This window comes from Nocardia sp. NPDC003726, assembly GCF_053586955.1.
In genome coordinates, this window is record NZ_JBSFNF010000003.1 from 1 (window position 1) to 26,093 (window position 26,093).

Sequence of the window (26,093 nt, forward strand, 5' to 3'; positions counted from 1 at the left end):
TGTCCTGTGGGCACTGCTGCGCGACGGCCGCGAATTCAGCTTCGACACGCCGATACCGGTGGCCTCCGCGACTTGACACGGTCATTGAGAGTCCTTCCGAGTTTGCCGACCGCGGGACGCAGTGGGACATCCAGTGCGTCGTAGAGTCCCGGTTCCGCCGCCACCAGCCAGTCGATGGCGCCGACCAGGCGGCCGACGGCCGTGGCGTTTCCGCCCGCGGAGCGATTGCCGTCGTCGTCGGTCGCCTCGACGGTGACTTCGATGCGCGGGTGGCCCTCGATGATCACCCGGTGTGCCCCCGCGCCGCCGTCGGCGGGTGCGGGCCAGTCCGGCGCGCAGGACGGATGGATGCGGGTGACGTGCTCGACGATCAGCCTCGGCTGCCCCGCGACGATGCCCTGCACCTCGAACCGCACGGCGCCCTGGGTGCCGGCAGCGAACTGCCCCATGGAGGTCGTGGTCACGGTGGTGTCCAGGGCGCGCCGGTCCAGCGTCTCGCGGATCTCGTCGAGTTCGACGCCGAGCGCCCGTGCCATCAGCCGAATCTGCCCGCCCCACACCATGGTCGGCACCGACGGCGCGAGCATCGGCGGCTGGTAGTCCATCGACTGGCCCATGCCGACCAGGTAGCGCACCGAATCGGGCTGGTCGTAGGTGGAGTAGTCGAAGATCTCCTGGCAGCGGATCGCCTCTACCGTGCTGCCGAGCCCGCTGATCAGCAGTGGCAGCACGTCGTTGCCCCAACCGGGATCGATGCCGGAGACGAACAGCGATCCGCCGCCCTCGGCGATCGCTGCCAGCACCGGGTCGCGCACCTGCGGCGGTGCGTTGCGCGGATCGTAGAGGGCGTAGAGAGCGGGCGTGACGACCACCGCGCCGGCGCGCAGCGCGCGCACGATATCGGCGAGCGCCTCGTCGGGCCGGATGTCGCCGGACGCCGCGTAGACCACCGCGCCGGGGCGCGCGCCGAGAACGCCGTCGATGTCGCTGTCGGCGGCGACGCCGAGTTCCCGCCCGAGTCCGGCGAGTTCGCCCGCGTCGCGCCCGATCTTCGCGGGATCGCGCACCAGCACCCCGGTCAATCGCAGCGCGGGGTGAGCGTCGACGGCCCGGATGGCCGCCCGGCCGACGTTGCCGGTTCCCCAGACCACCGTGGAGATCATCGATCGAGCGTAGCAAGCGCTTGGTCGGCTGATCGGCGTTCCGGAAAAGCGGTCCCGTGCCCCGCCGGCACGCGCCGCTCGATTCCGTGCGGACGGTCCACGCCCCACTGCGCACCATTGGGAAATAGCGCGAACTCCCCGGTAGCGTTGGGGCTCGGGGCATTACCTACCGCCTCGGGATTGCGGCGCGGTTCCGGTTGGCGGCGAGTACGGTATACCCCGCCGCCCGGCGCGGGGGCGGCGGTCGGGATCGGGTGGAAAGGCAGGCGCGCGACAGTGAACGAGCGGTATTCGTCGTGGGCTGCCCGGAATACGCCCGAAGAGCTGCCGCTGGCCGCGCGTTATCAGAGCGCGGATCCGATCCGCTGGCACGGCAGCATGGTCTACCCGATGTACACCGAGCAGGTCGGCCCCGCGCCCACCACCGTCACCTTGACGATGATCTCCGCCGCACCGCCCGCCGGACTGCGCGGGCTCGGCATGGGACTCTCGGTCGTCGACGGCTATCTGGACCTGCACGGACGCTCGCTCGCCGGAGTCGACGCGTGGAGCGACGCGCTCGCCGCGGGCGTCAGCTTCGACGTCACGCCCACCGCGCCGGTGACCCTGGTGACCCTGACACCGGTCTGGGTGGACGAATTCGGCACGCAGAAGTCGTGGGCAGGCAACTACGGGATCGTCGTCGAACACCGGCCCAACGGTCACGTCGTGTTGTGGTGCAGCATCGGCGAGGGGCCGCCCAACTTCGCAAACCTGGTCGTGGAATTGTCCACCGCTCCCACGCCCGTCGCACCGCAGCCGCCCGCGACCGCCGCGCCGATCGGCACGAACCCGCCCACTGCGCATCCGGTCTCGTCGGCGGGCCCGCCCACCCTGCCGACCATGCCGGTTCCGCGTATCGACGCCGCGAGCCTACCCAGGGCTCGTGCCGAACGGCCCGCCGCGGATCCGTCCGCGGCCGTCGGTGGCGGTCAGGGCAAAACGACGCAGCACGCCCCGCCGCGCCGCGCCGGTAGTCTCTTCGTGAATTTGCAGTCGTCCCGCGCCGCACGCTCCACTCCGGAAACTCCGCATCCTGCTCCCGGCACCCGGACCCGGGACGGCGCGCACCCGGCGCCGAGTTCGCCCGCCGAGGAATTCGTGGCCAGCGCCGCGCACAGCGGGCACGATTCCCGCGCCGGTGACATCGCACCCGAAGCGAATGGCGGGTTCCCGTCGCCCGGATCGCAGCCGCGGGCCGAGATCTCCGCCCAGCATCTCGATCCCCGCCCCAGGACGGCGCCCGAACGGCCCGCGGCGGACTCGTACGGAACCTTCGGACCGCCGGTCGCGCACACGTATCCGCCCGAGGACCCGGCACGCTCCAGTACCGGCCGGCTGCTCGGCACTACGCACCCCGCATCGAGTGCTCCCCTCCCGGTGAACGGCCCGGGCACCGCATCCAGCCCGATCGTCGCGAACCCCTTGACCGCGGACCCGTACCGCGCGCTCGATGCCATCGGCACGCACACCCGGCCTCAGGCGGAACCTCCGCTTCCTCGATCCGGGTCCGTGCCGGTAGGCCCGCAAGCTACTCGAACTGTTCCGGGCCCCGCCGCGATTCCCCCGGCGGCGGACGGTCCGCGCTCCGCGTCGGGCGCGCAGGTCGCGAATTCGCGCGCCGCGCCGGAGCCGTATCGCGCCTTCGACCTCGCGGGCACGCACACCCCGCCCCCGGCGCAGACTCCGCCGTCGGATTCGGAGCCGAATCACACGGCGAGTGCATCGAACCTATCCGCCGGTGCACAAGTATCGCCGGCGCCACCCGCGGCTCGAGAACCCGTCCCTGAGGTGGACACGGCGGTCACCACCGGCAGCCCCGCGGCGAGTGCGCCGAGTACCGGAGCCCTCGATACCGCGTCGGCGCCGGAAGGAATTGCGCAATCCGCCGAACGCCCCGCCGCCCCGGCCGACGCGCCCACGCCTACCGGTGAGTCCGGGCAATCGGGCGACCCGGGCTATCGCGGGGCGCTCTACGACCTCGGTGTCGCGATGTACCGCCGCGGCGAGGAAGAGCAGGCGTGCGGGCTGTGGACGCAGGCCTCCGATGCCGGGCACGCCGGCGCCGCGTACGAACTCGGCATGGTACGGCTACGGCGCGGCGATCCCGTCGGGGCCGAATCCTGGTGGCGCACCGCTGCCGACCGCCGGGAGCCGCGCGCCATCGCCGAACTCGCCGATCTGCTCGACCAACTCGGCAAGCACGCGGAGGCCAAGTCGTGGCGGGTCTACGCCGCCGAGCAGCGAGACCAGGATGTGGTGGGTCAGTCGGCGGCGCGCTGACCCCGATCCGAAAACAAGTGGCGGGCAACCGCGCGGACGTCATACGGTGCCGGACATGTGCGGTAGTCCCGGGATGAGCGGAGCGTACGCGGTCGGCGCGTATTACATCCGGCTGCGTACGGGGGCTCGGGCTCTGCCGGCGCACCGTAGCGCTCCGATCATCTCCTGATCCCTTCGAGCGCGATGCATGCCTGCGACCGATAGCGGTCGCGGGATTCTTCGTGCCCTGGCATGGGTCCGGGCGAATCGACCTTTCCGATTCGACCACTACTCCGTTCGGAGGACACCCATGTCCCGCCATCGCTCCCTTTCGCGCGCCCACGGCGGCGAGAGCCACCCGGCGACCACGCGAAAGCGGCTGTCGCAGAACTTCCTCACCGACGCGCGCGCCGCCCGGCTGATCGTGCGCGCCTCCGGCGTCGCCGCCGGTGACCTCGTCCTCGAAGCCGGACCCGGTGACGGCATGCTGACCAGGCAATTACTGGGCGCGGGCAGCCGGGTCCGCGCCTACGAGAAGGATCGCCGCTACGTGGCGCTACTGCGCCGCCGATACGCGGACGAGCCGCGAATCCGGTTGTACCACCGCGATTTCCGCACTGTGCGCCCGCCGCGGGAGCCGTTCGCGGTCGTGGCCAACGTGCCGTTCGCCGTCACGACCGACATCGTGCGCTGGTGCCTGGCCGCCGACGGGCTCACCTCCGCGACTCTGCTCACCCAGCTCGAATTCGCCCGCAAGCACTCCGGCCACTACGGCCGGTGGACCAAGCTCACCGTGACCTATTGGCCCACGACCGCGATCGAACTCGGGGCGCGCGTCGGCAGGCGCAGCTTCCACCCGGTTCCCGGCGTCGATGCCGCCATCCTGCGATTTCGCACCCGGCCTTCGCCGCTGCTGCCACGCGAGCAGCTCGGCGCTTACCGCAGGCTGGTCGAGCTGGGATTCTCGGGGGTCGGAGGCAGCGTGGCCGCGTCGTTGCGGCGGGAGTTTTCCGCGCGTGCGGTGCGCAGCGCCTGCGGGGCGGCCGGGATATCGCTCGACCAGCCGGTCGGGCTGGTCGCCCCGGATCGCTGGGTCGCGCTGTTCCGCGCGCTGCCCGCCTGAGGAGAACCAACCCGCTACACGAACGTATCGGATACATTCATGCATCGAGACGAGGACAGGAGCAGCGTGACCAACTTCGGCGACTACCAGAACGAGATCTACTTCCAAGGGCTCGGGGGCGTGCTGCCCGATTTCCCCATGACGTACGCCGACCTGGAAGCCAAGGCACAGGCGGCGCTGCCACCGGGCATCTGGTCGTATGTCGCGGGCGGAGCGGGCGACGAACTCACCCAGCGTGCCAATGTGACGGCCTTCGAGAAACTGGGCCTGATCCCCCGCATGCTGCGCGCGAGCAAGACACGCGACCTTTCGATCGAGTTGTTCGGCATGACGCTGCCGACGCCGATCTTCCTGGCCCCGGTCGGTGTGATCGGAATTTGCGCCCAGGACGGGCACGGCGACATCGCCACCGCCAAGGCCGCGGCGCGCACGGGCGTGCCGATGATCGCCTCCACCCTCACCGTCGACCCGCTGGAGCAGGTGGCGGCGGAGTTCGGCGACACCCCCGGGATGTTCCAGCTCTACACCCCCACCGATCGGGATCTCGCGCAGAGCTTGGTGCAGCGGGCGGAGGCGGCGGGATTCAAGGCCATCGTGGTCACCTTGGACACCTGGGTGCCGGGCTGGCGTCCGCGCGATCTGTCCGTGTCCAACTTCCCCCAGCTGCGCGGCCACTGCCTGGCCAACTATTTCAGCGATCCGGTCTTCCGAGCCCTGCTGCCGAGCCCGCCCGAACAGGATCCCAAAACCGCCATCCTGACCTGGATCTCGCTCTTCGGCAATCCGTTGACCTGGGACGACCTGGCGTGGCTCCGGTCGCTGACCGATCTGCCGCTGGTCCTCAAGGGCATCTGCCATCCCGACGACGCGCGGCGCGCCAAGGACGCGGGCGTCGACGGCATCTACTGCTCCAATCACGGCGGCAGACAGGCCAACGGCGGCATCCCGGCGATCGAGCATCTGCCGGAGGTGGCGGCGGCCGCCGACGGCCTGCCGGTGCTGTTCGACTCCGGCGTCCGCACCGGCGCCGACATCGTCAAAGCGCTTGCGCTCGGCGCCACGGCCGTCGGCATCGGCCGCCCCTACCCCTACGGCCTGGCCCTCGGCGGTGTCGACGGCCTCGTGCACGTGGTGCGTTCGCTGCTCGCCGAAGCCGATCTGCTGATGGCGGTGGACGGCTACCCGACGATCGCCGACCTCGGCCCGGAAGCGATCCGGCGGCTGGCCTGAGCAACGGAGAACCCGCGAAAACGCCTCGTGCGGCCCGCCCCACGGAAGGGAGCGGGCCGCACGAGCGAGGCGGTCGGCGGATCAGGCCGACAGCGGCGTGAAGTCGCGGCTGCCGATGTACTCCGGTCGCGGCGCGGGCGCGGCGAACGGCTCGACCAGCGTGTTGTGCACGCTGTTGAACACTACGAAGATGTTCGAGCGCGGGAACGGCGTGATGTTGTTCGACGATCCGTGCATCAGGTTGGAGTCGAACAGCAGCGCCGAGCCGGCCCGGCCGGTGAACTGACTGATCCCGTACCGGTTCGCGAGGGCGGTGATGTCGTCGGTCGTCGGTACGCCGATCTCCTGTTCCTGCAACGACTCCCGGTAGTGCTCGGCCGGAGTGCTGCCCAGGCACGGCACGAAGGTGTGGTGCGAGCCCGGCATCACCATGAGACTGCCGTTGATCGGATAGTTGTCGGTCAGCGCGATCGACAGGCTCACCGCGCGCGGCGCCGGCATGCCGTCCTCGGCATGCCAGGTCTCGAAATCGGAGTGCCAGTAGAAACCGGCGCCGCGGAAGCCGGGCATGTAGTTCACCCGGCTCTGGTGCACGTACACCGGCGACCCCAGCACCTGCTCGGCCAGCCCGAGCACCCGCGGCTGACGCACCAGTTCGGCGACCGCCTCGCTCAGCTTGTGCACCTCGAAGACCGAACGCACCCGGTTCGACGACTTCTCCACGATGACACGGTCGTCGTCGCGCAGTGCCGGATCGTTCGCAAGCCTGCCGATCTCCTCGCTGTACTCGGCCACTTCCGCGGGAGTGAGCAGCTGATCCAGGATGGCGAACCCGTCGGCGTCGAACGACGCCAACTCGGGGCTCTCGATCTCCCCCCACACCGCGGGGTCGGCCCGTTCCAAGTGCGGAGCGGGCGCGCCGAGACGGGTCGGGTAGCGATCGTAGCGAGCCGTCTCGGGCGGTGTTTCGATGTGCTGCAGAACCATAGGTGTGCTCAACCTCCGATCGTCGCGGTGACCAGCGGGTAGACGCCGTTGCTGTCGTGAACCTCCTGCCCGGTGACCGGCGGGTTGAACACGCACATCATCCGCATCCTGGTGCGCGCCTCCAAGCGGTGCCGCTCGTGTCCGTCGAGCAGGTACATCGAGCCGGGCCCGAGTTCGTAGGTGACGTCGTTGTCCAGATCGGTGAGCGTGCCCTCGCCCTCGATGAGCCACACGGCCTCCACATGGTGCACGTAATGGAACACGTGCACCGTCCCGGCGTCGATGGTCGTCTCGTGGAAGGAGAAGCCGACGCCATCGCCCCCGAGGACGATGCGCTTGCTGCGCCAGCCTTCGCCCGCCACGTCGCGCTCGGTATCGGTGATCTCCGCGGTGGTGCGCACGATCATGCCAGCGCCCCCATCCCGCCGCACACCGACTCGACCGCGCCGGTGAGGATCTGCAGGCCCTGGTCGAGTTCGTCGTCGGTGACCGTCAACGGCGGCAGCAGCTTCACCACCTCGTCGGTCGAGCCGGAGGTCTCCACCAGCAGCCCGCGCTCGAAGGCGATCTGGCAGACCTTGCCCGCCTGCGAGGGATCATCGAACACCACGCCCTGCACCAAGCCGCGGCCACGGGTCGAGACGCCCGGGAAGTACTCGGCCAGTTCGCCCAGAGCGCGTGCGACCTTCTCACCCTTGGCCCGCGTCGCCGTCTGCAACGTGTCGTCGGACCAGTAGTGGCGCAGCGCGGTCGTCGCGGTGACGAACGCGGGGTTGTTGCCGCGGAAGGTTCCGTTGTGCTCGCCCGGCGACCATTCGTCCAGTTCCGGCTTGAACAGCACCAGCGCCATGGGCAGCCCGTAACCGCCGATCGACTTCGACAGCGTCACGATGTCGGGCGTGATGCCCGCGATCTCGAAGGAGAAGAACGGTCCGGTGCGGCCGCAGCCCATCTGCACGTCGTCGACGATCAGCAGGATCTCCCGCTCCGCGCACAGGCCGGCGAGGTGGCGCAGCCACTCGGCGCGGGCGACGTTGACGCCGCCTTCGCCCTGCACCGTCTCCACGATCACCGCGGCGGGACGGTCGAAGCCGGAGGAGGTGTCGTCGAGCACCTTCTCCATCCACTGGAAGTCGGCGGTGGTGCCGTCGAAGTAGCCGTCGTAGGGCATGTGCGCGGCGTGCACCAACGGCACACCGGCCCCCGCGCGCTTGGCGGCGTTGCCGGTGACCGACAGCGCGCCGAGGGTCATGCCGTGGAAAGCGTTGGTGAAGCTGACGATGGTCTCGCGACCGGTGACCTTACGGGCCAGCTTGAGCGCGGCCTCCACCGCGTTCGCACCGGTCGGTCCGGGGAATTGGACCTTGTAGTCCAGGCTGCGCGGGGTGAAGAGCGTGTCGCGCAGCGTCTCCAGCAGTTCCCGCTTGGCTCCGGTCGACATGTCCAGGCCGTGGGTGATGCCGTCGCTGGCGATGTACTCCAGCAGCGCGCTCTTGAGCACGTCGTTGTTGTGGCCGTAGTTCAGCGCGCCCGCGCCCGCGAAGAAGTCGAGGTAGTCCTTGCCTTCCTCGTCGCGCAGCCAGCTGCCCTTCGCGGTGGTGAACACGGTGGGCCAGGCGCGGCAGTAACCGCGCACGTTCGACTCCAGACTCTCGAAAACGGTGGTGTCCGCGTTGATCATCGGTGATCCTCCTCGGTGGTGCGGGCGGTCGGGGCGATGCGATACAGGTCTTCGGGTGCGTGGCTGTCGGGGAAGACGCCCGCGTCGAACAACGGGCGCTTGTGCACTTCGGCGCCGCGCGTCGCGGCCACCGACGTGAACAGCGCGACGGAACCGGCGTTGTCCGGCGAGATGGTCGTTTCGAGTACCGAAACCCCCTGAGCGGCAACACTGTTGAGCAACGTATTGAGTAGCTGGGCACCGATGCCGCGGCCGCGCAGCGCGCGGTCCACCGCGATCTGCCAGACGAAGACGGTGTCGGGCGCCTGCGGACGGACGAATCCGATCACGTATCCCACGACGCGCCCGTCCGACTCGGCGACCACCGAGGTGCCGGCGAAATCTCGGCACCACAGCAGGTACGCGTAGCTCGAATTGACGTCGAGCACCGCGGAATCCTTGGCGATCCGCCACATCTGAGCGCCGTCGGCCAAGCGAGGCGTGCGCAGGACCACGGCCGGTCCGGCCCCTTTCCGAGCCGGGGCGGCCCGGAGAGCGGCCGCGGCATTGCCGACGCGCGATCGCTCGATCTCCGCTGGGGACAGGGTTGGCGATGACATACAACTCCCTCGTCTGATCAGCACTACTTATCCAGGCTCGCCAAGCCACTTTGAGGTGAACCTGTCGAGTTCTTTACGGTCGTATTACGGATGGATGTCGCCGAGCCGGGGCAGGCGCACGACGAATCGCGCGCCGCCGCCGGGACGGTCGGTGCAGCGCACCCGGCCACCGTGCGTGGCGACCGTCTCGGCGACCAGCGCCAAGCCGATCCCCGTCCCGTCCGGTGAACGGCGCCCGCTGCGGGCGGTGGCGAATCGTTCGAAGATGCGCTCGCGGTCCGCGGCGGGCACACCGGGGCCCGCGTCGTCGACGGTGAGCACCGCGTCGGTGCCGTCGCGATCGACGGTGACCGCGACCACGCCGCCGCCGTGCCGGTCGGCGTTGTGCAGCAGGTTGGCCACCGCGCGCTCCAGCTCCACCTTGCGGCCGCGCACGGTGACGTCCTGACGCACCGTGAGCAGTTCGGCCGGATAGCGGCGGTCGGCGAGGGTGTGGACCAGCAGGTCGCGCACCGACAGCGGCTCGGCGTCACCGTGGTGCATGCCCGCTTCCACCCGCGCCAGGGCGAGCAGATCGTCCAGCAGCTTGCGCAGGTGCTCGACCTCGGCGGTGACCAGTCCCAGCGCCCGCTGCGAGCGTTCCGGCAGATCGCCCCGGTGCCGGTTGAGCACGCCGACGCCGGCCATCAGGGTGGTCAGCGGCGTGCGCAGCTCGTGGCTGACGTCGCCGAAGAGCCGGTGTTCGCGCTCGATGCGTCGTTGCAGCGAGTCGACCATGGTGTTGAACGACTCGACGGTGATCGCCAGATCCTGGTCCCCGGTCGCGGGCAGCCGCTGGTCGAGGTCGCCGGAGGCGATTCGCGCCGCGGTGCCCGCGAGCTGGTGCAGCGGCGTCAGCACCCGCCTGCTCGCCCACCAGCCGACCGCGGCGCCGATCGAGGTGACCACGACGGCGCAGCAGATGAGCACGTTGCGCAGCAGATCCAGATCGGCGTTGAGATCTCCCGGCGACTCGCTACCCGCGTGCGTTCGCTGCCCTTCCAGGTAGCCGCGGCTGATCACGAAGACCGAAACGACCAGGACCAGCGACATCAGCGCGGCGATGGTCGCGAAGGCGGCGGTCACCCTGGCGCGGAGGCTCCAGGCGTTCGGATTCCAGCGTTCGGCGTCGAGGCAGCGCTCAGCGGCGCACATCGAGGCGATAGCCGAGCCCACGCACCGTCACCACGACGCGCGGATCGGACGGATCCCGCTCGATCTTCGTGCGCAAGCGGCGCATGTGCACGTCCACGATGCGCTCGTCGCCGAAAAAGCCACGGTCCCATACCCGTTCGAGCAACACCGTCCGGCTGAGCACACGGCCTGGCGTCTCGGCCAGCTCACACAGCAGCCGGAACTCGGTGAGCGTGAGCCGGATCTCCTCGTCGCCGCGGCGCACCACCCCGCTGTCGCGGGCCAGGATCAGCGGCGCCGTGTCGTCGGCCTCGAGCACCATCTCTTGTGGCGTCTCCCGCTCGGCGGTCAGCCGGGCGCGGCGGCGCACGGCGCGCATGCGCGCGGTGATCTCCTTGATCTCGAACGGCTTGGTCACGAAATCGTCGGCGCCCGCTTCCAGCGCGGCCACCACGTCGTGGGTGTCGTCGCGAGCGCTGACCACGATGATCGGGACGTCATGGTCGCGGCGGATCTCCCGGATACATTCGAATCCGTCCATGCCGCCGAGCATCAGATCGACGATCATCACATCGGGAACACCATTGCTGCGCAGATGAGTGAGCGCGTCCTCGGCTTCCTCCGCCTCGTCGACGTCGTATCCCTCGTCTTCCATAGCGAGCCGTAACGCACCACGGACCCGGTCGTCGTCTTCCACGATCATCAGGTTTGCGCTCAAGACCTTATCCCTTGCAGACATGCGCAAGCGCGTCACGATGCGGACAACCGCATCCCCATACCGACGCGACTTTCCGCTTTTCGAGCAACCTTTGCTCGGCTACGAGTACCCCTGAGCCCGGCCGGTAAACATCCGGCAGACCGAGACGGGGCCTCGTGGTCGTTCCATCGACGCTATGCGGCCGCCCGATTCCGGCAGCATCGGGGCGGCAGCGCAGTTCGTCTTCCGCGCGCCATCGCATTACACGGAGAACGATTTCGATCGTGAAAGTCGCACGCCAACAGCCTATTTCGAAGGCCCGATCCTGACGGTCCGCACCGGAGCTAACCGCAGGCGCGGCAACGGGACTCGCAAGGCATTCATGTCGTGCGTCACATCGCTTCCGCTGCGCCGTTCACGAACGCGCGGCCGTGACCGGTCTCACGGCCGCGCCAGCGCCCGACCGGCTATCGCGGCGGCTCCAAACGGTTGAAGTTGCTCGGCGGATCCTCGGCATCGCGCTCCACATACCAGAAGCGCAGTTTTCTGGCATCGAACGTGGCGAACCACTCGTCCCACCCCACCCGGCGCAGCACGGCGCCCCCGTAGCCGGGAAAGTCGAATCGCAACACCCCCAGCCGCCCGTCCTGCTCGCTGCCCGGCACCGTCGCGGGCCGCGCTCCGCGCTGGGCGGCCCAGCGGCGGATGACGTCGTGGTTCCTGGTGACGGAGATCCCTCGGGACTGCGTCGACGCCCCCGGCCCACCCGGTCCGAACCGCGGATTCCGGGTGCCTGGGCGGCGCTGGTCGGTCATGACGAGCTCCTCGAGCCATCGGCATCTGTTGTCCGGCTCCTGTCTGACTACCCGTTGGCCAGGATCGGCAAACTGGTCGGCCGCACCGGCGCCGGGCGCGGACCGGTTGGCCCCGTGATCGGTGGGTAACCGGCCGATGATCGGCTGGTCGAGCGCGGTCGCCGACTTCGCGCGAGCCGGTCACCCGAACGAGGAGGAGTTCGCATGTCCACCGACAGCGCGGCACAACCGGTCCCGCCCACGCCCGAGCCGGATCCTGTTCCGCCGATCCCGGAACCCGATCCCGTGCCGCCGATTCCCGATCCCGACCCCATTCCGGAGCCGAGTCCCGTTCCGCCGGAACCCGATCCGTCTCCGCTGCCGCCGGTGCCCGGTCCCGCGCCGCGTCCGCCGGGCCCCGGCCCCACGCCGACCCCGCCGGTGCCGGATCCCGGCCGTCCCTCGCCGGACCCCGGTCTCCCGGGACCGTCACCGGACCCGGCTCCGCCGAATCCGGTGTAGCGGGTCTGCGCTCAGTCGCGCAGCGCCTGCTCGCGCAGCGAAGTCAGGGTCCGGGAAAGAATGCGCGAGACGTGCATCTGCGAGACCCCGAGCCGCTCGGCGATCTGGTTCTGGGTCAGCGACTCGAAGAATCGCATCGTCAGCACCTGACGCTCGCGTTCGGGAAGCTCGCCGAGCAGCGGCCCGACCGCCATCACGTCCTCGACCAGGTGATAGGAGGGCTCCTCGGCGCCGAGGCTGTCCAGGAGCGGCTGCGCGGCGCTCTCGGCGTCCTCGCCGGTGGCCGCGTCGATGGACGAGGACTGGTAGGCGTTGCCCGCGATCAGCGCTTGGGTCACCTCCACCAGGTCGACGTCCAGCTCCGCCGCGATCTCCCTGGCGCGCGGCATCCGGCCCAGTCGCTGCGACAGCGCCTCGACGGTCGGACCGATGCTCAGCTGGATCTCCTTGGTGCGGCGCGGCACCCGCACGGCCCAGGTGTTGTCCCGGAAGTGCCGCCGGACCTCGCCCATGATCGTCGGCACGGCGAAGGACAGGAACGACGACCCGCGCGTGACGTCGAAACGGTCGGCTGCCTGCACCAGCCCGAGGCGGGCGACCTGCAGCAGGTCGTCGAAGTTCTCGCCGCGGCCGGCGAACTTGCGCGCGATGTGCTCGGCCAGCGGCAGGCATCGTTCGATCAGTTCCCGACGCAACGGCTCGCGGCGCGCATCGCCGGGGTCCAGCGCGGCGATCTTCTCGAACAGCGGCTCGATGTTGTCGTAGGTGTCCCCGCGCGACCTCGGTTCACCCGCCATTCGGGGCACCTCGCACCCAGCTGAAGTCGATCACCGTCGGATACCCGCCGAGCACGCTGTCGTAGGAGCCCTGCGCGGCCGCGATCGAGTCGGTCAGCGTGCGCACGATGTGCCAGCCGAGCCCGGCGTGCCCGAGCACCGACTCGGTGACCGCCACCGACGAGACGTGCACGAACATCTTGCCGTCGTCGTAGCTGAACTCGCAGTCGATCGTCGAGCCGGGGGCGGCGTCGATGATGAGCGAGGTCGCCACCTCGTCCAGCGCGAGCCGGATGTCGGTCACCTCGTCCAAGGCGAAGTCCGCGATGAGGGCGACCGTCTCGGCGAGCGCGCGCAGCATGGTCAGCTGTTCCAGCCGGGCGGGCACCCGCACACCGACTGTCGTCGTGTCCGTCGAGGATCGGGAAGTCGACTCCCCCATTGGCCCATCACCACCTTGTCCTCACAGCCACTCCACTGTGGCCTGCGTACCGCACACCCTGGCGCCACGGACTGTGGAGCGGAAATATCGCCACGTTCCTCGTTCGGGGACGTACCCGCCGCGCTGGGATCGAAACGCCGGTCAGGCGTCGTCGATGCGCTCGTGAGCGGTGAGCAGCAGATGATCGAATTCGGTTCGCAGCCCTGCCGTCACGCCGGCCAGACCGGGGAGATCGGCGACCAGCCGCGCGGCCAATTCACGCAGTTTGACATTGGTTTCCTGCGATCGCCAGCTCAGTACCCGGAACGCCTGTTCGGGGCCGACGCCATAGATCAGCATGAGCGCGCCCTTCGCCTGCTCGATCACCGCGCGGGCCGCGTACAGCTCGGGCAGGGCGTCGTCCAGCGTTTCCTGCCGGTGCTCTGCGAGGGTGTCGGTGACGTCGATGTAGTAGCCGGAGGTGCCAACCACCAGCCCGGTGTCATCGATCATCCGGTCGGCGACCAGGATCACGTGGTGCACGGCGCCTGCGGTGTCGATGATGCGGTGGCGACTGGAGAACGGTTCCGCGTCGGCGATCGACCGCGCCAAGGCGCTGGCCACCGCTTCGCGATCGTCGGGGTGTTTGTGCTCGAGCAACAACTCCGTCGTCGGGGTGACCGCCCCGGGCGCGTAACCGTGCATCGATGCGACTTCGTCCGACCATTCCCACCGCTGGCCGGCGAACCAGAAACGAAAAATGCCGACACTCTGCGGCGTCCCGGTACCGATCACCCGGTCCAGCGCGAAGGCGTTCTCGGGCTGGACCGACCTGCTCTCACTCACTGCTGAAGTATCCGATGCCGGTGCGCCCGGTTTGACCGGATCGGCACGGGTCAGTCACACCGGCGAGCACGGCTTCGTGTGGGCGGCCTTCGGCTCAGGCGTCCAACGCTGTGCGCATGGACGGGTAGCGGGGGAACTGCGACCGTACGCCGGTCACTTCCAGTGCCCGCTCCACTCCCGGCCCGCCCGCGACGATCCGCAGATCCGGACGACCCAACCCCTCGCCGCGCAGCGCGCCGAGGCGCACGGCCGCGCGCAGACTCAGGAATCTCGCCCCGCGCAGATCGATCACGACCGCATCGCACGGTGACTGCAACGCACGCTCGACCGTCTCGAAGAATTCGGCCGACACGGCGGCGTCCAACTCGCCTTCGACCCGGACCACCACACATTCGCGACGGCGGTCCACCCGCTGTGCCCACAACCGGTTGTCCCGACGACGTCCCGGTCCCGAACCATTGAGATGCACGCCGTCGGCGTGGTCCCGTAGCAGAGAAATGGCAGACAAGTCGAACCTCCCGTGTAGGGGGTATCCAGTCCTCCGCGACGGCCGGGGAAGGGCGGCGCGAGCGCGAACCGGTTGCCGTGCCGTCCCATCGACCGGCTGCGCCGAATGCGTCGAACCGGGGTCGGCTGTGATCTCAACCTCCCTACAGTGTGGCACGACCGACCCGTTCCCGACAGCGTTCGGTAGGAGAACGTGACCCGCCGCCGAAGGGCCCGCGACCGGGACGAACCGACCGTTCGGCCCGATATCTGACCGCTGACGTGGGGTTTCATCGGGCGGCCTGCGGGCATATCCCGAACATATTCCCGAACGTCACGCGATGCCGGTCGTAGGGCAACCGCGCGTACTCGCGCGTCCGGATGCTGCCCGCGACGAGAGAACGGAGCACCCGGTGAAGATTGCCATGGTTTCCGAAGACGCCAGCCCGCTCGCCGAGGGCAGCCCCGCGGACGGGGGCGGCCGCGGCGCCTATGTAGCGGAATTGTCGGCGGCGTACGTCCGCCGCGGCCACGACGTGACGGTCTACACCCGGCGCATCAGTCCGCGCGCCCCCGCCGAGCTGCTGGCCGACGGCGGCTATCGCGTCGTCCACGTCCCGGCCGGACCGCCGACTCCCCTGCCGAGCGACCGCACGCTGCCCTACCTCGGCGACTTCGGCACGGTGCTGCGGCGGCACTGGAGCACCGAACGTCCGGACATCGCGCACGCGCACTACTGGAAGTCCGGGCTCGCCGCCGAGCTCGCCTCCCGCGCGCACGGCATCCCGGTGGTGCTGACCTTCCACGGGCTCGGCACCGTGCAGCGGCGTTGCGAGGGTCTCGCCGACCCGAGTCCGCGCTCGCGGATCAGGTTCGAGCGGCTCATCGCGACGCGGGCGGCGCACGTGGTGGCGACCTGCTCCGACGAGGTCGCGGAGCTGGCCAGGATGGGCGTGCCGCGTTTCCGGACCTCGATCGTGCCGCACGGGGTCGATCTCACGACGTTCACCCCGGAGGGCGCCGCCGCCGATCGGCACGCCACGCACCGGTTGCTGGCGGCCGGAGAGCTGGTGCGCCGCAGCGGATTCGACCCCGTGATCCGGGCGCTGCCGCAGCTGCCGGACACCGAGCTGGTTATCGTCGGCGGTCCGGCCGCCGACGACGAGGACGACGCCGAAGGCCGCAGGCTGCGCCGGATCGCGTCGGAACACGGTGTGCGGGAACGGCTCCGGTTGGCCGGCCCGGTGTCGCGGCCGATGCTGCCCCGGCTGTACCGCTCCGCCGACGTCGTGGTCTGCACGCCCTGGTACGAGCCGTTCGGCCGGGTGGCGCTGGAGGCGATGGCCTGCGGGAAGCCGGTGGTCGCCACGGCCGTCGGCGGTCTGCTGGACACCGTGGTCGACGGCGTCACGGGACGATTCGTCGCTCCGCCCGAACCCGATGCCATCGTGCGGGCGGTGCGCCCGCTGCTGGCGGACTCGACGTTGCGCGAAACCTGGGGCGCCGCAGGTTATCAGCGCGCCGCCAGCCGCAGTTCCTGGGATCGGGTCGCGGTCGAGACGCTCAGCGCCTATCACCGCGGCGCTCCCGCGCACGCGGGCGAGGTCGTCTCGTGGGCCCGGTGACCCGGTAGCGCCGGCTCAGTAGTGCTCGGCGCGGACGTCCTCGGACGCGCTGCGCCAGCGCCACGGCGCGATCAGCCAGGTGGACACGAACAGCGCGACGGCGGCGACACCGGTCACGATCGCCGCGGCCACGCCGGTCACGTAGTCGACCACGAGGATCACCGCGCCGATCAGCGCGACACCGAGCAGGGCGACGCCCGCCATCGCGCAGCGGTGGGCCGCCGCGACGACATTGCCGAGCCGGTGCCTGCGGAACAGGATCCGGTGCCAGGACACCGGCGCGATCAGGAACACGGTGGCGCCGAGCACAGCGGCCAACGTCGCCAGATACAGCGCTCGCATGCCCGGTGTCAGCGTGCCGAACGACGCCTGAAACGGCAGGACCAGCAGCGCGCCGAACAGGAATTGCACGCCCGTCTGCACCACGCGCAGTTCCTGGACCAGGCTCCCCCAGTTCCGGTCCAGTCGTTCCAGCTCGGTCTCACCGCGCGCACGGCGGGCCCAGCCGTCGTCCTCACTTCCGGGCACGCGCGGCCTCCTGGCGATTGCGCTTCTTGATCGCCTCGACGAGTTCGCCCTTGGTCATCCGCGAGCGCCCGGTGACCTCCAATCGCCGGGCGATGTCCAGCAGGTGCTCCTTCGACGCGTTGGCGTCGACGCCTTCGGCGGTCTCGCCCCGCGCGTCCGGCCCGTGCTGCCTTGCGCGTTCATCCGACGGACCGCGGCGCGCTTTGGGCTCCCAGTGGTCGCCGACTTTCTCGTAGCTGTGTTTCAGCGCGGCGTAGGCGACACGGTGGGCGCGCTGTTCGTTGCCGTCGTATTGCTCCAGCGCCGCGTCGTGCGCCTCGGCGAAGGTGCGCTGCGCCTTCTCCTCCGACCGTTCCAGCGTGCTCGGCAACTCGGACTTCTTCACCTCGCCGCGCGCTGTCGTCTTGGGCATGTGTCGCTCCCTTCCCTGCTCGCGAGATCGGTCCGAAGTGGTCCGGAAACCCGGGGCGGGGCCACACCGGGCCCTCCGGATATCCGGACGCATACCCGGTGAAACGTCGATTAACCCGGTGTCCGCCGGGTACCACCGCTGCATGGCCGTTACCACCGATCAGCTGCTGCATGCGCTCACCCGCACGGTGAACGCGCTGGCGGCGACAGATATCCGATTCGCGGTGGCGGGCGGCTGCGCGGTCTACGCCCGTGGCGGCCCGGCCTCCCAGCACGACGTCGACATCTTCGTCAAACCCGCCGACAGCGCCCGCGCGATCAACGCGCTGGCTCGTGCGGGCCTGCGGGTGTGCGACCCGCCGGAGAACTGGTTGCGCAAGGTCTACGCCGACGACGTGCTGGTCGATGTCATCCACCGCCCGAACGATCGCGAGGTGACCGACGAACTGCTGGAGCGGGCCACCGAGATGCGGATCGGACCGGCGAAGGCCCCGGTGATCAGCGGCACCGACCTGATGATCGACAAGATGCTCGTCTTCGACGCGCACCGCCTGGATCTCAGCCCGATCCTGCACATCGCGCGCGACCTGCGCGAACAGATCGACTGGGAGGTGGTGCGCGAACAGACCAAGGCCTCGCCCTACGCGCGGGCGTTCATGGGCCTGCTCGACGATCTCGGCATCACCCGCACCGGAAAGGTGGAGTAGATGGAGCAGCCGCAATACCTGGTCGCACGCTTGCGCCGGGCGCTGGCCGAGGATCCCCGCACTGCCGAACTCGGTGTGCAGGTGACCATTCGCGGCGACGTCGTGGTGCTGTGCGGCGAGGTGAGCAGCGAGAACTGCAAGCAGCAGATGGAAACCGTTGTCCGCGAGCAGCTTCCGCACGCGCGCGTCCACAACGACGTCCATGTCACCCGACCCACGGCACCCGTCGAGACCGAGACGCTGGAGCCCGACGTATCCGAAAGGAGTTGAGCCGCATGCGGATAGCCGCCGTCGGTGACGTACATCTCGGCGCGGACTCGCGCGGCCAGTGGCGGCCCGCGCTGGAGGGACTGTCCGAGCGGGCGGATGTGCTGCTGCTGGCGGGCGACCTGACCCGCCACGGCGCCGTCGAGGAGGGCCGGGTCGTCGCGGAGGAGTTCGCCGAGCTGGGGGTGCCGGTCGTCGCTGTTCTCGGTAACCACGACTATCACGGCGACGCCGACCAGGAGATCAGCGCCGTGCTGGCCGACCACGGCATCACGGTGCTGGAGGGCACCTCCGTGACGCTGAACGTCGACGGGAGCACGCTCGGGGTGGCGGGCGCGAAAGGGTTCGGCGGCGGCTTCGCGGGCAAATGCGCGAGCGTCTTCGGTGAACCCCTGATGCGCGAATTCGCCGGACACACCGTGGACGTGGCCGCCGCGCTCGGCGACGCGCTGGCCGATCTGAAGACCGATGTCACCGTCGCGCTCACGCACTACTCCCCGATCAGCGACACCCTGCACGGCGAGCCGAGGGAGATCTATCCCTTCCTCGGCTCCTACCTGCTCGGCGAGGCGATCGATGCGCACGGCGCCGACTTGGCGTTGCACGGTCACGCGCACGCGGGCACCGAGCGCGGCACCACCCCGGGCGGCATCCGGGTGCGCAATGTCGCCCAGCCGGTGATCCGAGCGGCCTACGCGGTCTACGACATGCACCCGGCCGCGGTGTGAGTGCCGCCGGACTCAGAAGTCGGTCGAGATCGCTTCCACCGTGCTGCCCGACTGGGCGTTCTCGACGGTGGTGGCGACGTCGGCCTGCGCGATGATGCCGACCAGCCTGCCGTTCTCCAGCACCGGCACCCGGCGCACCTGATGCTGCGACATCACCGACATCACCTTGCGTACGTCGTCATCGGCTTCGACGGTGACCAATTCGCCCCCGAGTTCGCCCGCGTCGACGCCGAGCGGGTCCTTACGCTGGGCGATCACTTTCACGACGATGTCGCGATCGGTGAGCATTCCTTTCAGCTTGTCGTCCTCACCGCAGATGGGCAGAGCGCCGACGTTCAACTCCGCCATGCGCTGCGCGGCCGCGACCACCGTGTCGCTGGAGCGAACGCACTCCACGTTCGGGGTCATGATCTCCCGTGCTGTTGTCATCGGGATCCTCCTGGAACTTCTCGCGGGTACGAGCGGCCGGGAACGGGGCCGCTCGCTGAGGTGCTACCCCCGTTTCGGACGCCATAACGCGGGCATTCGACCGGTACGGCCGCCCAGGACGGCCCGCGTCGAACACCGCGGGCCACGGGCTGCCCGCGCACCGAAATCGTTGCCGCTCAGCAGAAAGGACATCCGATGCTGCCAGCACCGAACGAGCCGACCGCGGGATCCGGCCCCGGAGAGCAGCACACGCCCCGGACCCACGGGTTCCCGGACGACACCCGCACCATTCGGACACATGCCGGAGAATCCATCGAGGACGCCCGCAACTGGCCGGGCATCATCCTGGTCGCCGTCGGGCTCGTGGCCATGGCGCTGACGCTCACCGCAGCCGGGTACGGGTTCGAGGGGTGGGCGGTGGTGGCGGGGATCGTCTGCGGCGTCTGCATCATCGCGGGCGTCTCGGTGATCGTCGCCGAGCACCGCCGGGTCAAGGCACGGGAAGGCAAGCGGCTGCGAGACGCCGCCGGTCACTGATCGAGCGCTCACATCCGCCCGCCGGGAACGCGCCTTCGCACTCCAGGAGAAAGAAAAGATGAGAAACCAGCCCAACCGGCCCTTGGGTCGCTTCACCCTGCTCGCCTGCGCCTTGGCCGCGGGCGCGGCGCTCACCGCCTGTTCGGTCGACGACGGCGATTCGGCGGCGGACACGCCCGCACCCGCGACCGTTTCGATCACCATGCCCGCGCCGAGTAGCCGCCAGGTGCCGAACACCGACCAGATCACCGCGGAAGCGGCGAAGCAACTGTGCGACATGATGGGTGCCGACATCGACACCTGGCGCGGCCAAGGCGCCACGGTGGCCAAAGTGACGTTCAACGGCACGGTGCACAACTGGGCGGCCCGTAACGGCGGGCTCAACGACGTGGTCGTCACCGATCGAGGCACGATCGACACCATCACCACCCAGACCTGCCCCGAGGTGCGCGAACAGGCGCTGCAGGCGCTCGGCGTGCCGGACCTGTCGTCGGCACTGGCGGGGTTCGGCCGATGAGCGCCGCGCGCCGGGTGGGCGTCGCCGTGCTGGCCGCGCTGGCGGTGTGCGCGGCAGGCTGCGGCGACGAGCCGGAGAAGATCGTGAACAAGGGCGGCGACACGCCGTGCAACGAATACGTCGCCCAGGACTCCGACAAACAGCGCATCACCACCGAGAAGTTCCTGGAAGAGGAGCGCGAGGGCAACGAGACGCCCGACGCCAGGACCGTCGACGCCGCGATCGCGGCGATCAAGCTGATGTGCGCGGCGCAGGCCAACCCGGACACCCCGATCCGCAAGGCCGACCTCACCGGCATCTTCGTGCCGAAATGACGGTCTTGCTCGCGCTGCGGGCGCACGGGTTGCGGGAACTGCTGACCGCGGTCCCCGCACTGCGTGCGCTGCGCGACGGGCGTCCGCGGCACCGGCTGGTCCTGGCCGCGCCGGGATGGCTGCGCCCGGTCGTGGAACTGGCCGCGTGCGCCGACGAGTTGCACGCGACGCCGATGGCGGGCGGGTTGCGCTGGAACGCCCCCGCGCCTGCCTTCGCCGTCAATCTGCACGACGCCGGAGCCGAGAGCATACGCGCGCTGCTCGCGACCGACCCGGAAAGCATCATCACGCACCGCCACAAGGACTTTCCCCGTGTACCCGGCCCGCTGTTGGAGCCCGGCCTGCCCGACACGGTGCGGTGGTGCAGGCTGCTGGAATGGGCGGGCATCCCGGCCGACCCGGCTCGACTGGACATCACACCGCCGCCGGAGTGCACCGGCGAGCGCCGCTCCATCGTCGTCTACCCGGGCGGGGCGCCGGCTCGGCGCTGGCCGGCCGACCGCTTCGCGGCGGTGGCCGCGGGCTTGCGCGAGTGGGGAGCGCCGGTGCGGATCGTGGGCAGCGCCGCGGACCGTCCGCTCGCGCGCAGCGTCGCCGAACAGGCCGGTCTCTCCGAGAACGATGTGCTGGCAGGCGAACTCACGCTGCGCCAACTCGCCGTGACGGTGGCCGACGCGTCCTTGGTGCTCAGCGGCGACACCGGCGTCGGGCATCTGGCCACGGCGTTCGGCACGCCGTCGGTGCTGATCTTCGGCCCCGATTCCCCCGCGGTCTGGGGACCGCCCGCGGAACGGGCGGCCCATGTCGCCCTGTGGGCCGGACACCCCGGCGACCCGCGGTCGGACACGCCCGCGCCCGGGCTGGCGATGATCAGCGCCGCCGAAGTGCTCGCCGCCGCCGATCGGCAACTCAGCAACCACGTGCGAGTGTGAGAAGGACGCCGCACGGGCGTTTCACCCCGTCGAGACCGGCTATCTCGGGCATATGACGTCCCTATGGTTGCACGGCGCGCAAGTTCCGGCGCGGTTGCGGTTGACGCCGGGATCGCGCTTCGACACGGTGGTGATCGGCGGCGGGCTCACCGGACTGGTGACCGCACTGCTGCTGGCCGAGAACGGCGTCGAGGTGGCCGTGGTCGAAGGAAGGCGCGTCGGTGCGGGCACCACCGGCGCGACCACCGGCAAAGTCAGCCTGCTGCAGGGGACGCGCGCTCAGCAGATCGCCCGGCACCACTCCGACGACGTCCTGCGCGACTACGTGGCGGCCAATCGCGAAGGGCAGGAATGGCTTCTGCGGTTCTGCGCGGCGCACGGCGTCACCGTCGAGCGGGCCGCGGCGTTGACCTACGCACAGGACGACGACGAATTGTCGGCCGTACGAGCCGAATACGCCGCGACACAGAAGGCGGGCCTGCCCACCGAACTGCTCCGCGAGGTGGACGCCCCTTTCCCGGTGCGCGGCGCGGTGCGCCTGGCCGATCAGGCCCAGCTCGATCCGATGGCGCTGCTGGCCGCGCTCGCGGCCGACGTGGAGTCGCACGGCGCTCCGATCTACGAATCCACCCTCGTGCGCGGCGTACATCACGGCGGCGGCGGTGAACTCGTCGTCGCGACCGAGCACGGCGGTCTCGGTGCGCGCCGGGTGGTGTTGGCCACCGGGACACCGATCCTCGATCGCGGCGGATTCTTCGCCCGCCTCACGCCGCAACGCTCCTACCTGACGGCCTTCCGCTTGGACCGCCCGGCTCCGCGCGATATGTACATCAGCGCGGGCAGCCCGACTCGTTCCCTGCGTCGCGCCCAGGGACCGGACGGCGAGTTGCTGCTGGTGGGCGGCAACGGTCACGTCGTCGGCCGCGGCGGTTCGACCCGGGAGAAGGTGGAGGATCTGGTGAACTGGGCTCACACCTGGTTCCCCGGCGCCGAGCTGACGCACCGCTGGTCGGCTCAGGACTACTCCCCCGTCGGGGAGCTTCCCTATGTCGGTCCGCTGCTGCCGGGGCAGAACGACATCCAGCTGGCCACCGGCTACGCCAAGTGGGGCTTGACCAACGGGGTCGCCGCGGCGATCGCGCTGGCCGGACGCCTCACCGGAGCGACGCCCCGATGGGCGGGCGCGCTGGCGAGCTGGCGTCCGGACGAGTTCAAGGCGCTGCCCGCGGCGACGAAGATCAACGGCGCCGTGGCGCAGAAACTCTCCGCGGGCTGGCTGCGGGTCGCGACCCGCCACGACGGCGCCGCTCCGGCCGAAGGCTGCGGCACCGTACTGCGCGAGGGCTTGCACCCGACGGCGGTGTGCACGGTCGACGGCGTCACCAACCGGGTCTCGGCGGTGTGCCCGCACCTGTACGGCATCCTCGATTGGAACGACGCCGAGCGCACCTGGGACTGCCCACTGCACGGCTCACGCTTCGCCGCCGACGGCACCCTGCTCGAGGGCCCGGCCACCAGCTCGCTGACTCCCCTGCACGTGCCGCGCGACAGCAGGTGAGGGGCGGACGGGCTGCTCAGTCCGCCAGCGGCGTGGCATCGGCGAGGATGCGATCGACCGTCTGCTCGACCGTCAGATCCGACGTGTCCAGCCAGAGCCCGATCCGGGGGGTGTCCTCGCGAAGCACTCGGTCCAATCCCGCGACGGTGAATGCGTCGTAGGCGTCTTTCGCGCGTCCGGCCTCTCGCGCAAGGACCACGTCGGGGCGCGGCGCCAGCACTACGACGTACAGCGGTCGCGTGACGATCAGCTCCGCGGTCCAGGGCAGGAATTCGCCCAAGACGACATCTTGCAGCACCGCTGTGAACCCGGCATCGGCGTAGGCGTCGGCCGTCGCGGCGGCCAGGGTGTGCCGTAGCCGCAGCTGGGCCAGCGCCTCCGGCGAGGGGTCCGCGCTCATCTCCGCGCGCCCGTTCACGACGAACCGCCGGAAGACGTCCCCGCGCACGTGCGCCGAGCGCGGCAGCCGTTCGGCCAGCGCTTGCGCGACGGTGGATTTGCCCGCGGCCTGGATGCCGGTGATCAGATAGACAGCCGATGCCATGACAACGATCATCGCGGCCCGCCGCACGGCCGGTTGCCGCGGCCCCGCCGCGCTCAGTTCGCGGGAGCGCCGGCCCGCTGCGCGACGTAGCGGTTCATCGCCCAGTTCAGTCCGCGCATCGCGACGTTGTACGCGGGCGGGAAATACCGCTGCGCCCAGAAACCCACCCGGATGTCCGGCGAGGTGAACACGAGATAGCGGTTGCGCTGGACACCGCGCACGATGGACCGCGCCGCCGCCTCGGGAGTGACCGCGTGCCGCATGAACAGCGCCATGCCCCGCTGCACCGCCTCGGCCGTCCGATCGACCCCCGCGATGTCGACGCTGTCGACCATGGGGGTGGCCATGGCGCCGGGACACACCAGGCTCACACCGATGCGGTGGCGCGCCAGATCGAAACGCAGCACCTCCGACACCCCGCGCAGGCCGAACTTGCCCGCGCTGTACGGCGCATGCCACGGCAGGCCGAACAGCCCGGCCGCCGAGGACACGTTGACCACGTGACCGCCGCGTCCGGCCGCGATCATCGCGGGAACGAACGCTTCGATCACGTGGATCGGGCCCATGAGGTCGATGTCGATGGTGCGCCGCCACTGCTCGTGGGTCAGCCGGTCGACGGTCCCCCAGGTCGCGATTCCGGCCACGTTCATGACGATGTCGACGCTGCCGACCACCTCGTGCACCTTCGCCGCCAGCGCGACGACCTCCTCGTAGTCGCTGACATCGGCCGCCTCGGCGAGGTGGACGGTCGCGCCTGCGGCGCGTGCGTCGGCCGCGGTCCGCGCCAGGCCGTCGGCGGCGATGTCGGTCAGCACGAGCGAAGCGCCTTCGGCCGCCGCCGCGAGCGCCGTGCTGCGGCCGAGACCGCTGGCCGCGCCGGTGATCAGACAGGTTTTGCCGGCGAACTTCGTCATAGTCGACGACCATACGCAACCATGAACACCGCTGTCTATGGAACCGAAGGGCTCTCCCCGGGAACGGGCGCGAGCGCGACCGTGATGTTGTCGCCGCCGCCGCACCGCAGCGCGAACTCCGCGAGCGCGCGGGCCGCCTCCGCGGGCGGCTTCCCCGCCACCTGCCCGGCCAGCGCGGACGGCGATGGCGAGTAGTTCCACAGTCCGTCGGAGCACAGCAGCAGCACGCCGGGGCCCGAGACGCGCACCGTCCGTACGCAGTTGTCCGCCCACGGCTTCGGCGGGCTGTCGGCCCCGAGCCAGCGGATCAGCGTATGCGCCCGCGGATCGGCCATCGCGGCGCGCTCGTCCATCGCGCCCGCCTCGACCAGCGCCTGCGCCCACGAGTCGTCGACGGTCAAGCGCTCGGCTCGCTCGTCCCCCTGGGTCGATGGCAGCCAGTAGGCACGGCTGTCGCCGACATTGGCCACGGTGATCTCGGTTTCCGCGCCGCGGTGGGCGAGGACGGCGGAGACGTAGGTGCACGAGGGCGCCGGGCCGTCGGGCACGTCCACGTCGCGCACCGCCTGCGCCGCCGCCGCCAGCCCGGCCATGATCGCCTCGGCCGCAGGCTGTCCGGTGGCGAGCGCGGCGGCGGTGGCGCCGACACCGGCCCGCACCGCCGCCCCGGAAGCCACCTGCGGCCGCGACGAGGTCGACACGCCGTCGCTCACCGCGATCACGACGGCCGTATCAACCTCCGCCATCACGTTCGGGAGCACCCCGGCCGCGACGGCGTCCTCGTTGCGCGCGTGGACGATGCCACGATCGGTGAGCACAGCGACCGCGCCGAGATCGGTGTCGAAGCGATCCCGCACCGGCCCGGACCGGCCACACCGCGCGCAGCGTCCGTCGGCGTAGAAGTGGTCACCCCCGCAATCGGCGCACGAGGTCGCCTCGGGACCGGGCAGCGCTACGTATCGATAGCCGAGTTCCGAACCGCAGGACGCGCACCGCTCGCTGTCGAGTCCGACAGCCGAGCATCCGGCGCAGCGTAGGTCGGCGCCTTCGTCGTTCATCGGACGGCTCCCCCGGCCGACGCCGCGGCGGCATGCTCCGGAAGTCGTTGGCCCAACCGTAACCACAGTGGCTCGTTGCTGGTGCGAACTTCCACACCCTCCTCCTTCATCTCCCCGGCAGGCCGACTCCGCTCGCGATAGTACGGGAGCGTTCGGGCCCGGGATTCCCGCGCCGGATCGACCTGCCCGCTGCCCGGCAGCACGATAGCCCACGGTCTGCCCGCG

31 protein-coding genes are annotated in these 26,093 nt (G+C 70.2%); 13 read left to right on the forward strand and 18 right to left on the reverse strand.

Translation table 11 applies throughout. From position 1 onward, the window contains the following. Positions 1-35: 35 nt before the first annotated feature. Positions 36-1,163 carry an NAD(P)H-dependent amine dehydrogenase family protein gene (locus ACWDMM_RS04725; protein WP_449936007.1) on the reverse strand — a complete coding sequence of 376 codons (1,128 nt, stop codon included), beginning with the start codon at positions 1,161-1,163 and terminating at the stop codon, positions 36-38. A 276-nt stretch (positions 1,164-1,439) separates the two neighbouring features. On the opposite strand from ACWDMM_RS04725, the gene ACWDMM_RS04730 reads away from it, so the two are divergent. The 3 genes from ACWDMM_RS04730 to ACWDMM_RS04740 all read left to right on the forward strand — a co-directional run bounded on the left by ACWDMM_RS04730 (position 1,440) and on the right by ACWDMM_RS04740 (position 5,817). Next, on the forward strand, positions 1,440-3,485 hold the full coding sequence (locus tag ACWDMM_RS04730; RefSeq protein ID WP_449936009.1) for a hypothetical protein: 2,046 nt from the start codon (positions 1,440-1,442) through the stop codon (positions 3,483-3,485). A gap of 289 nt (positions 3,486-3,774) precedes the next feature. After that, complete coding sequence (gene erm, locus ACWDMM_RS04735) at positions 3,775-4,587, forward strand: 23S ribosomal RNA methyltransferase Erm (RefSeq protein WP_449936011.1); 813 nt, start codon at positions 3,775-3,777, stop codon at positions 4,585-4,587. Positions 4,588-4,653: 66 nt separating this feature from the next. Then, positions 4,654-5,817, forward strand: coding sequence for a lactate 2-monooxygenase (locus tag ACWDMM_RS04740; RefSeq protein ID WP_449936013.1), 1,164 nt, complete (start codon positions 4,654-4,656; stop codon positions 5,815-5,817). Positions 5,818-5,898: 81 nt separating this feature from the next. Here the strand turns inward: ACWDMM_RS04740 and thpD are convergent, their stop codons facing one another. The 7 genes from thpD to ACWDMM_RS04775 form a co-directional block, all read right to left on the reverse strand. Continuing rightward, complete coding sequence (thpD, locus tag ACWDMM_RS04745; protein WP_195079275.1) at positions 5,899-6,804, reverse strand: ectoine hydroxylase; 906 nt, start codon at positions 6,802-6,804, stop codon at positions 5,899-5,901. A gap of 8 nt (positions 6,805-6,812) precedes the next feature. Further along, complete coding sequence (locus ACWDMM_RS04750; RefSeq protein ID WP_195079274.1) at positions 6,813-7,211, reverse strand: ectoine synthase; 399 nt, start codon at positions 7,209-7,211, stop codon at positions 6,813-6,815. Next, entirely contained in the window at positions 7,208-8,485 is a 1,278-nt protein-coding gene (gene ectB / locus ACWDMM_RS04755; protein ID WP_449936017.1) for a diaminobutyrate--2-oxoglutarate transaminase, read from the reverse strand. Before ectB ends, ACWDMM_RS04750 begins: the two co-directional genes overlap by 4 nt. Then, entirely contained in the window at positions 8,482-9,084 is a 603-nt protein-coding gene (gene ectA, locus ACWDMM_RS04760) for a diaminobutyrate acetyltransferase (RefSeq protein ID WP_195079272.1), read from the reverse strand. The genes ectB and ectA overlap by 4 nt, the downstream gene beginning before the upstream one ends. Before the next feature lie 84 nt (positions 9,085-9,168). Continuing rightward, on the reverse strand, positions 9,169-10,299 hold the full coding sequence (locus ACWDMM_RS04765) for a sensor histidine kinase (protein WP_449936020.1): 1,131 nt from the start codon (positions 10,297-10,299) through the stop codon (positions 9,169-9,171). Further along, the gene (locus ACWDMM_RS04770) at positions 10,265-10,975 is read right to left on the reverse strand and encodes a response regulator transcription factor (protein ID WP_195079271.1); all 711 of its coding nucleotides are present in this window, start codon (positions 10,973-10,975) and stop codon (positions 10,265-10,267) included. The genes ACWDMM_RS04765 and ACWDMM_RS04770 overlap by 35 nt, the downstream gene beginning before the upstream one ends. Before the next feature lie 446 nt (positions 10,976-11,421). Further along, positions 11,422-11,769: a hypothetical protein gene (locus ACWDMM_RS04775; RefSeq protein WP_449936023.1), complete on the reverse strand. Its 348-nt coding sequence runs from the start codon at positions 11,767-11,769 to the stop codon at positions 11,422-11,424. 204 nt (positions 11,770-11,973) lie between these two features. Here ACWDMM_RS04775 and ACWDMM_RS04780 point away from each other — a divergent pair, with 204 nt between their 5' ends. Then, the gene (locus ACWDMM_RS04780; protein ID WP_195079270.1) at positions 11,974-12,270 is read left to right on the forward strand and encodes a hypothetical protein; all 297 of its coding nucleotides are present in this window, start codon (positions 11,974-11,976) and stop codon (positions 12,268-12,270) included. Positions 12,271-12,281: 11 nt separating this feature from the next. Here the strand turns inward: ACWDMM_RS04780 and ACWDMM_RS04785 are convergent, their stop codons facing one another. The 4 genes from ACWDMM_RS04785 to ACWDMM_RS04800 form a co-directional block, all read right to left on the reverse strand. Next, positions 12,282-13,067: an RNA polymerase sigma factor SigF gene (locus tag ACWDMM_RS04785; RefSeq protein ID WP_195079269.1), complete on the reverse strand. Its 786-nt coding sequence runs from the start codon at positions 13,065-13,067 to the stop codon at positions 12,282-12,284. Further along, the gene (locus tag ACWDMM_RS04790) at positions 13,057-13,488 is read right to left on the reverse strand and encodes an ATP-binding protein (protein WP_195079268.1); all 432 of its coding nucleotides are present in this window, start codon (positions 13,486-13,488) and stop codon (positions 13,057-13,059) included. The genes ACWDMM_RS04785 and ACWDMM_RS04790 overlap by 11 nt, the downstream gene beginning before the upstream one ends. 141 nt (positions 13,489-13,629) lie before the next feature. Beyond that, entirely contained in the window at positions 13,630-14,313 is a 684-nt protein-coding gene (locus ACWDMM_RS04795) for a PAS and ANTAR domain-containing protein (RefSeq protein ID WP_195079267.1), read from the reverse strand. Positions 14,314-14,407: 94 nt separating this feature from the next. Then, a complete protein-coding gene (locus tag ACWDMM_RS04800; protein WP_195079266.1) occupies positions 14,408-14,821 on the reverse strand; it encodes an STAS domain-containing protein in 414 nt (137 codons plus the stop codon). A gap of 391 nt (positions 14,822-15,212) precedes the next feature. Here ACWDMM_RS04800 and ACWDMM_RS04805 point away from each other — a divergent pair, with 391 nt between their 5' ends. Next, positions 15,213-16,424 (forward strand): glycosyltransferase, encoded by a 1,212-nt coding sequence (locus ACWDMM_RS04805; RefSeq protein WP_195079265.1) that lies wholly within the window; start codon positions 15,213-15,215, stop codon positions 16,422-16,424. A 15-nt stretch (positions 16,425-16,439) separates the two neighbouring features. Here the strand turns inward: ACWDMM_RS04805 and ACWDMM_RS04810 are convergent, their stop codons facing one another. Then, positions 16,440-16,952 (reverse strand): DUF6328 family protein, encoded by a 513-nt coding sequence (locus ACWDMM_RS04810; RefSeq protein ID WP_449936029.1) that lies wholly within the window; start codon positions 16,950-16,952, stop codon positions 16,440-16,442. After that, positions 16,939-17,364 (reverse strand): ChaB family protein, encoded by a 426-nt coding sequence (locus tag ACWDMM_RS04815; protein ID WP_449936030.1) that lies wholly within the window; start codon positions 17,362-17,364, stop codon positions 16,939-16,941. Before ACWDMM_RS04815 ends, ACWDMM_RS04810 begins: the two co-directional genes overlap by 14 nt. A gap of 142 nt (positions 17,365-17,506) precedes the next feature. Between ACWDMM_RS04815 and ACWDMM_RS04820 the strand changes: the two genes are divergently transcribed. Genes ACWDMM_RS04820 through ACWDMM_RS04830 form a run of 3 tightly spaced genes read left to right on the forward strand, consistent with a single transcriptional unit; the run spans position 17,507 to position 19,065 of the window. Beyond that, positions 17,507-18,070, forward strand: a complete 564-nt coding sequence (locus tag ACWDMM_RS04820; protein ID WP_323124063.1) for a nucleotidyltransferase — start codon at positions 17,507-17,509, stop codon at positions 18,068-18,070. Then, positions 18,071-18,340 carry a BON domain-containing protein gene (locus ACWDMM_RS04825; protein ID WP_323124064.1) on the forward strand — a complete coding sequence of 90 codons (270 nt, stop codon included), beginning with the start codon at positions 18,071-18,073 and terminating at the stop codon, positions 18,338-18,340. Positions 18,341-18,345: 5 nt separating this feature from the next. Beyond that, positions 18,346-19,065 carry a metallophosphoesterase family protein gene (locus ACWDMM_RS04830; RefSeq protein ID WP_195079263.1) on the forward strand — a complete coding sequence of 240 codons (720 nt, stop codon included), beginning with the start codon at positions 18,346-18,348 and terminating at the stop codon, positions 19,063-19,065. Between the two features lie 12 nt (positions 19,066-19,077). On the opposite strand, the gene ACWDMM_RS04835 is transcribed toward ACWDMM_RS04830, so the two are convergent. Next, a complete protein-coding gene (locus ACWDMM_RS04835; RefSeq protein WP_195079262.1) occupies positions 19,078-19,494 on the reverse strand; it encodes a CBS domain-containing protein in 417 nt (138 codons plus the stop codon). Positions 19,495-19,689: 195 nt separating this feature from the next. On the opposite strand from ACWDMM_RS04835, the gene ACWDMM_RS04840 reads away from it, so the two are divergent. Genes ACWDMM_RS04840 through ACWDMM_RS04860 form a run of 5 tightly spaced genes read left to right on the forward strand, consistent with a single transcriptional unit; the run spans position 19,690 to position 23,352 of the window. Then, positions 19,690-20,031 carry a hypothetical protein gene (locus ACWDMM_RS04840; RefSeq protein WP_323124065.1) on the forward strand — a complete coding sequence of 114 codons (342 nt, stop codon included), beginning with the start codon at positions 19,690-19,692 and terminating at the stop codon, positions 20,029-20,031. Between the two features lie 58 nt (positions 20,032-20,089). After that, positions 20,090-20,548: a hypothetical protein gene (locus ACWDMM_RS04845; RefSeq protein ID WP_357102998.1), complete on the forward strand. Its 459-nt coding sequence runs from the start codon at positions 20,090-20,092 to the stop codon at positions 20,546-20,548. Continuing rightward, positions 20,545-20,862, forward strand: a complete 318-nt coding sequence (locus tag ACWDMM_RS04850; protein WP_195079260.1) for a hypothetical protein — start codon at positions 20,545-20,547, stop codon at positions 20,860-20,862. Before ACWDMM_RS04845 ends, ACWDMM_RS04850 begins: the two co-directional genes overlap by 4 nt. Continuing rightward, positions 20,859-21,794: a glycosyltransferase family 9 protein gene (locus tag ACWDMM_RS04855; protein ID WP_449936034.1), complete on the forward strand. Its 936-nt coding sequence runs from the start codon at positions 20,859-20,861 to the stop codon at positions 21,792-21,794. Before ACWDMM_RS04850 ends, ACWDMM_RS04855 begins: the two co-directional genes overlap by 4 nt. Positions 21,795-21,846: 52 nt before the next feature. After that, on the forward strand, positions 21,847-23,352 hold the full coding sequence (locus ACWDMM_RS04860; protein ID WP_449936036.1) for an FAD-dependent oxidoreductase: 1,506 nt from the start codon (positions 21,847-21,849) through the stop codon (positions 23,350-23,352). Positions 23,353-23,368: 16 nt separating this feature from the next. On the opposite strand, the gene ACWDMM_RS04865 is transcribed toward ACWDMM_RS04860, so the two are convergent. The 3 genes from ACWDMM_RS04865 to ACWDMM_RS04875 are packed head-to-tail and all read right to left on the reverse strand — an operon-like array spanning position 23,369 to position 25,868. Next, positions 23,369-23,896, reverse strand: a complete 528-nt coding sequence (locus ACWDMM_RS04865; protein WP_357205627.1) for an AAA family ATPase — start codon at positions 23,894-23,896, stop codon at positions 23,369-23,371. Between the two features lie 53 nt (positions 23,897-23,949). After that, entirely contained in the window at positions 23,950-24,810 is an 861-nt protein-coding gene (locus ACWDMM_RS04870) for an SDR family oxidoreductase (protein WP_195079256.1), read from the reverse strand. A 35-nt stretch (positions 24,811-24,845) separates the two neighbouring features. Continuing rightward, positions 24,846-25,868, reverse strand: coding sequence for a PP2C family protein-serine/threonine phosphatase (locus ACWDMM_RS04875; RefSeq protein ID WP_195079255.1), 1,023 nt, complete (start codon positions 25,866-25,868; stop codon positions 24,846-24,848). Positions 25,869-26,093: the final 225 nt, after the last annotated feature.

Coding starts and splice junctions, on each gene's coding strand:
- ACWDMM_RS04785 (WP_195079269.1), bottom strand. CDS start 13,067: ATGGCGGGTGAACCGAGGTCGCGCGGGGACACCTACGACAACATCGAG.
- ACWDMM_RS04860 (WP_449936036.1), top strand. CDS start 21,847: ATGACGTCCCTATGGTTGCACGGCGCGCAAGTTCCGGCGCGGTTGCGG.
- ACWDMM_RS04830 (WP_195079263.1), top strand. CDS start 18,346: ATGCGGATAGCCGCCGTCGGTGACGTACATCTCGGCGCGGACTCGCGC.
- erm (WP_449936011.1), top strand. CDS start 3,775: ATGTCCCGCCATCGCTCCCTTTCGCGCGCCCACGGCGGCGAGAGCCAC.
- ACWDMM_RS04815 (WP_449936030.1), bottom strand. CDS start 17,364: ATGCCCAAGACGACAGCGCGCGGCGAGGTGAAGAAGTCCGAGTTGCCG.
- ACWDMM_RS04775 (WP_449936023.1), bottom strand. CDS start 11,769: ATGACCGACCAGCGCCGCCCAGGCACCCGGAATCCGCGGTTCGGACCG.
- thpD (WP_195079275.1), bottom strand. CDS start 6,804: ATGGTTCTGCAGCACATCGAAACACCGCCCGAGACGGCTCGCTACGAT.
- ACWDMM_RS04780 (WP_195079270.1), top strand. CDS start 11,974: ATGTCCACCGACAGCGCGGCACAACCGGTCCCGCCCACGCCCGAGCCG.
- ACWDMM_RS04845 (WP_357102998.1), top strand. CDS start 20,090: ATGAGAAACCAGCCCAACCGGCCCTTGGGTCGCTTCACCCTGCTCGCC.
- ectB (WP_449936017.1), bottom strand. CDS start 8,485: ATGATCAACGCGGACACCACCGTTTTCGAGAGTCTGGAGTCGAACGTG.
- ACWDMM_RS04870 (WP_195079256.1), bottom strand. CDS start 24,810: ATGACGAAGTTCGCCGGCAAAACCTGTCTGATCACCGGCGCGGCCAGC.
- ACWDMM_RS04835 (WP_195079262.1), bottom strand. CDS start 19,494: ATGACAACAGCACGGGAGATCATGACCCCGAACGTGGAGTGCGTTCGC.
- ACWDMM_RS04750 (WP_195079274.1), bottom strand. CDS start 7,211: ATGATCGTGCGCACCACCGCGGAGATCACCGATACCGAGCGCGACGTG.
- ACWDMM_RS04790 (WP_195079268.1), bottom strand. CDS start 13,488: ATGGGGGAGTCGACTTCCCGATCCTCGACGGACACGACGACAGTCGGT.
- ACWDMM_RS04875 (WP_195079255.1), bottom strand. CDS start 25,868: ATGAACGACGAAGGCGCCGACCTACGCTGCGCCGGATGCTCGGCTGTC.
- ACWDMM_RS04825 (WP_323124064.1), top strand. CDS start 18,071: ATGGAGCAGCCGCAATACCTGGTCGCACGCTTGCGCCGGGCGCTGGCC.
- ACWDMM_RS04840 (WP_323124065.1), top strand. CDS start 19,690: ATGCTGCCAGCACCGAACGAGCCGACCGCGGGATCCGGCCCCGGAGAG.
- ectA (WP_195079272.1), bottom strand. CDS start 9,084: ATGTCATCGCCAACCCTGTCCCCAGCGGAGATCGAGCGATCGCGCGTC.
- ACWDMM_RS04725 (WP_449936007.1), bottom strand. CDS start 1,163: ATGATCTCCACGGTGGTCTGGGGAACCGGCAACGTCGGCCGGGCGGCC.
- ACWDMM_RS04850 (WP_195079260.1), top strand. CDS start 20,545: ATGAGCGCCGCGCGCCGGGTGGGCGTCGCCGTGCTGGCCGCGCTGGCG.
- ACWDMM_RS04855 (WP_449936034.1), top strand. CDS start 20,859: ATGACGGTCTTGCTCGCGCTGCGGGCGCACGGGTTGCGGGAACTGCTG.
- ACWDMM_RS04820 (WP_323124063.1), top strand. CDS start 17,507: ATGGCCGTTACCACCGATCAGCTGCTGCATGCGCTCACCCGCACGGTG.
- ACWDMM_RS04865 (WP_357205627.1), bottom strand. CDS start 23,896: ATGGCATCGGCTGTCTATCTGATCACCGGCATCCAGGCCGCGGGCAAA.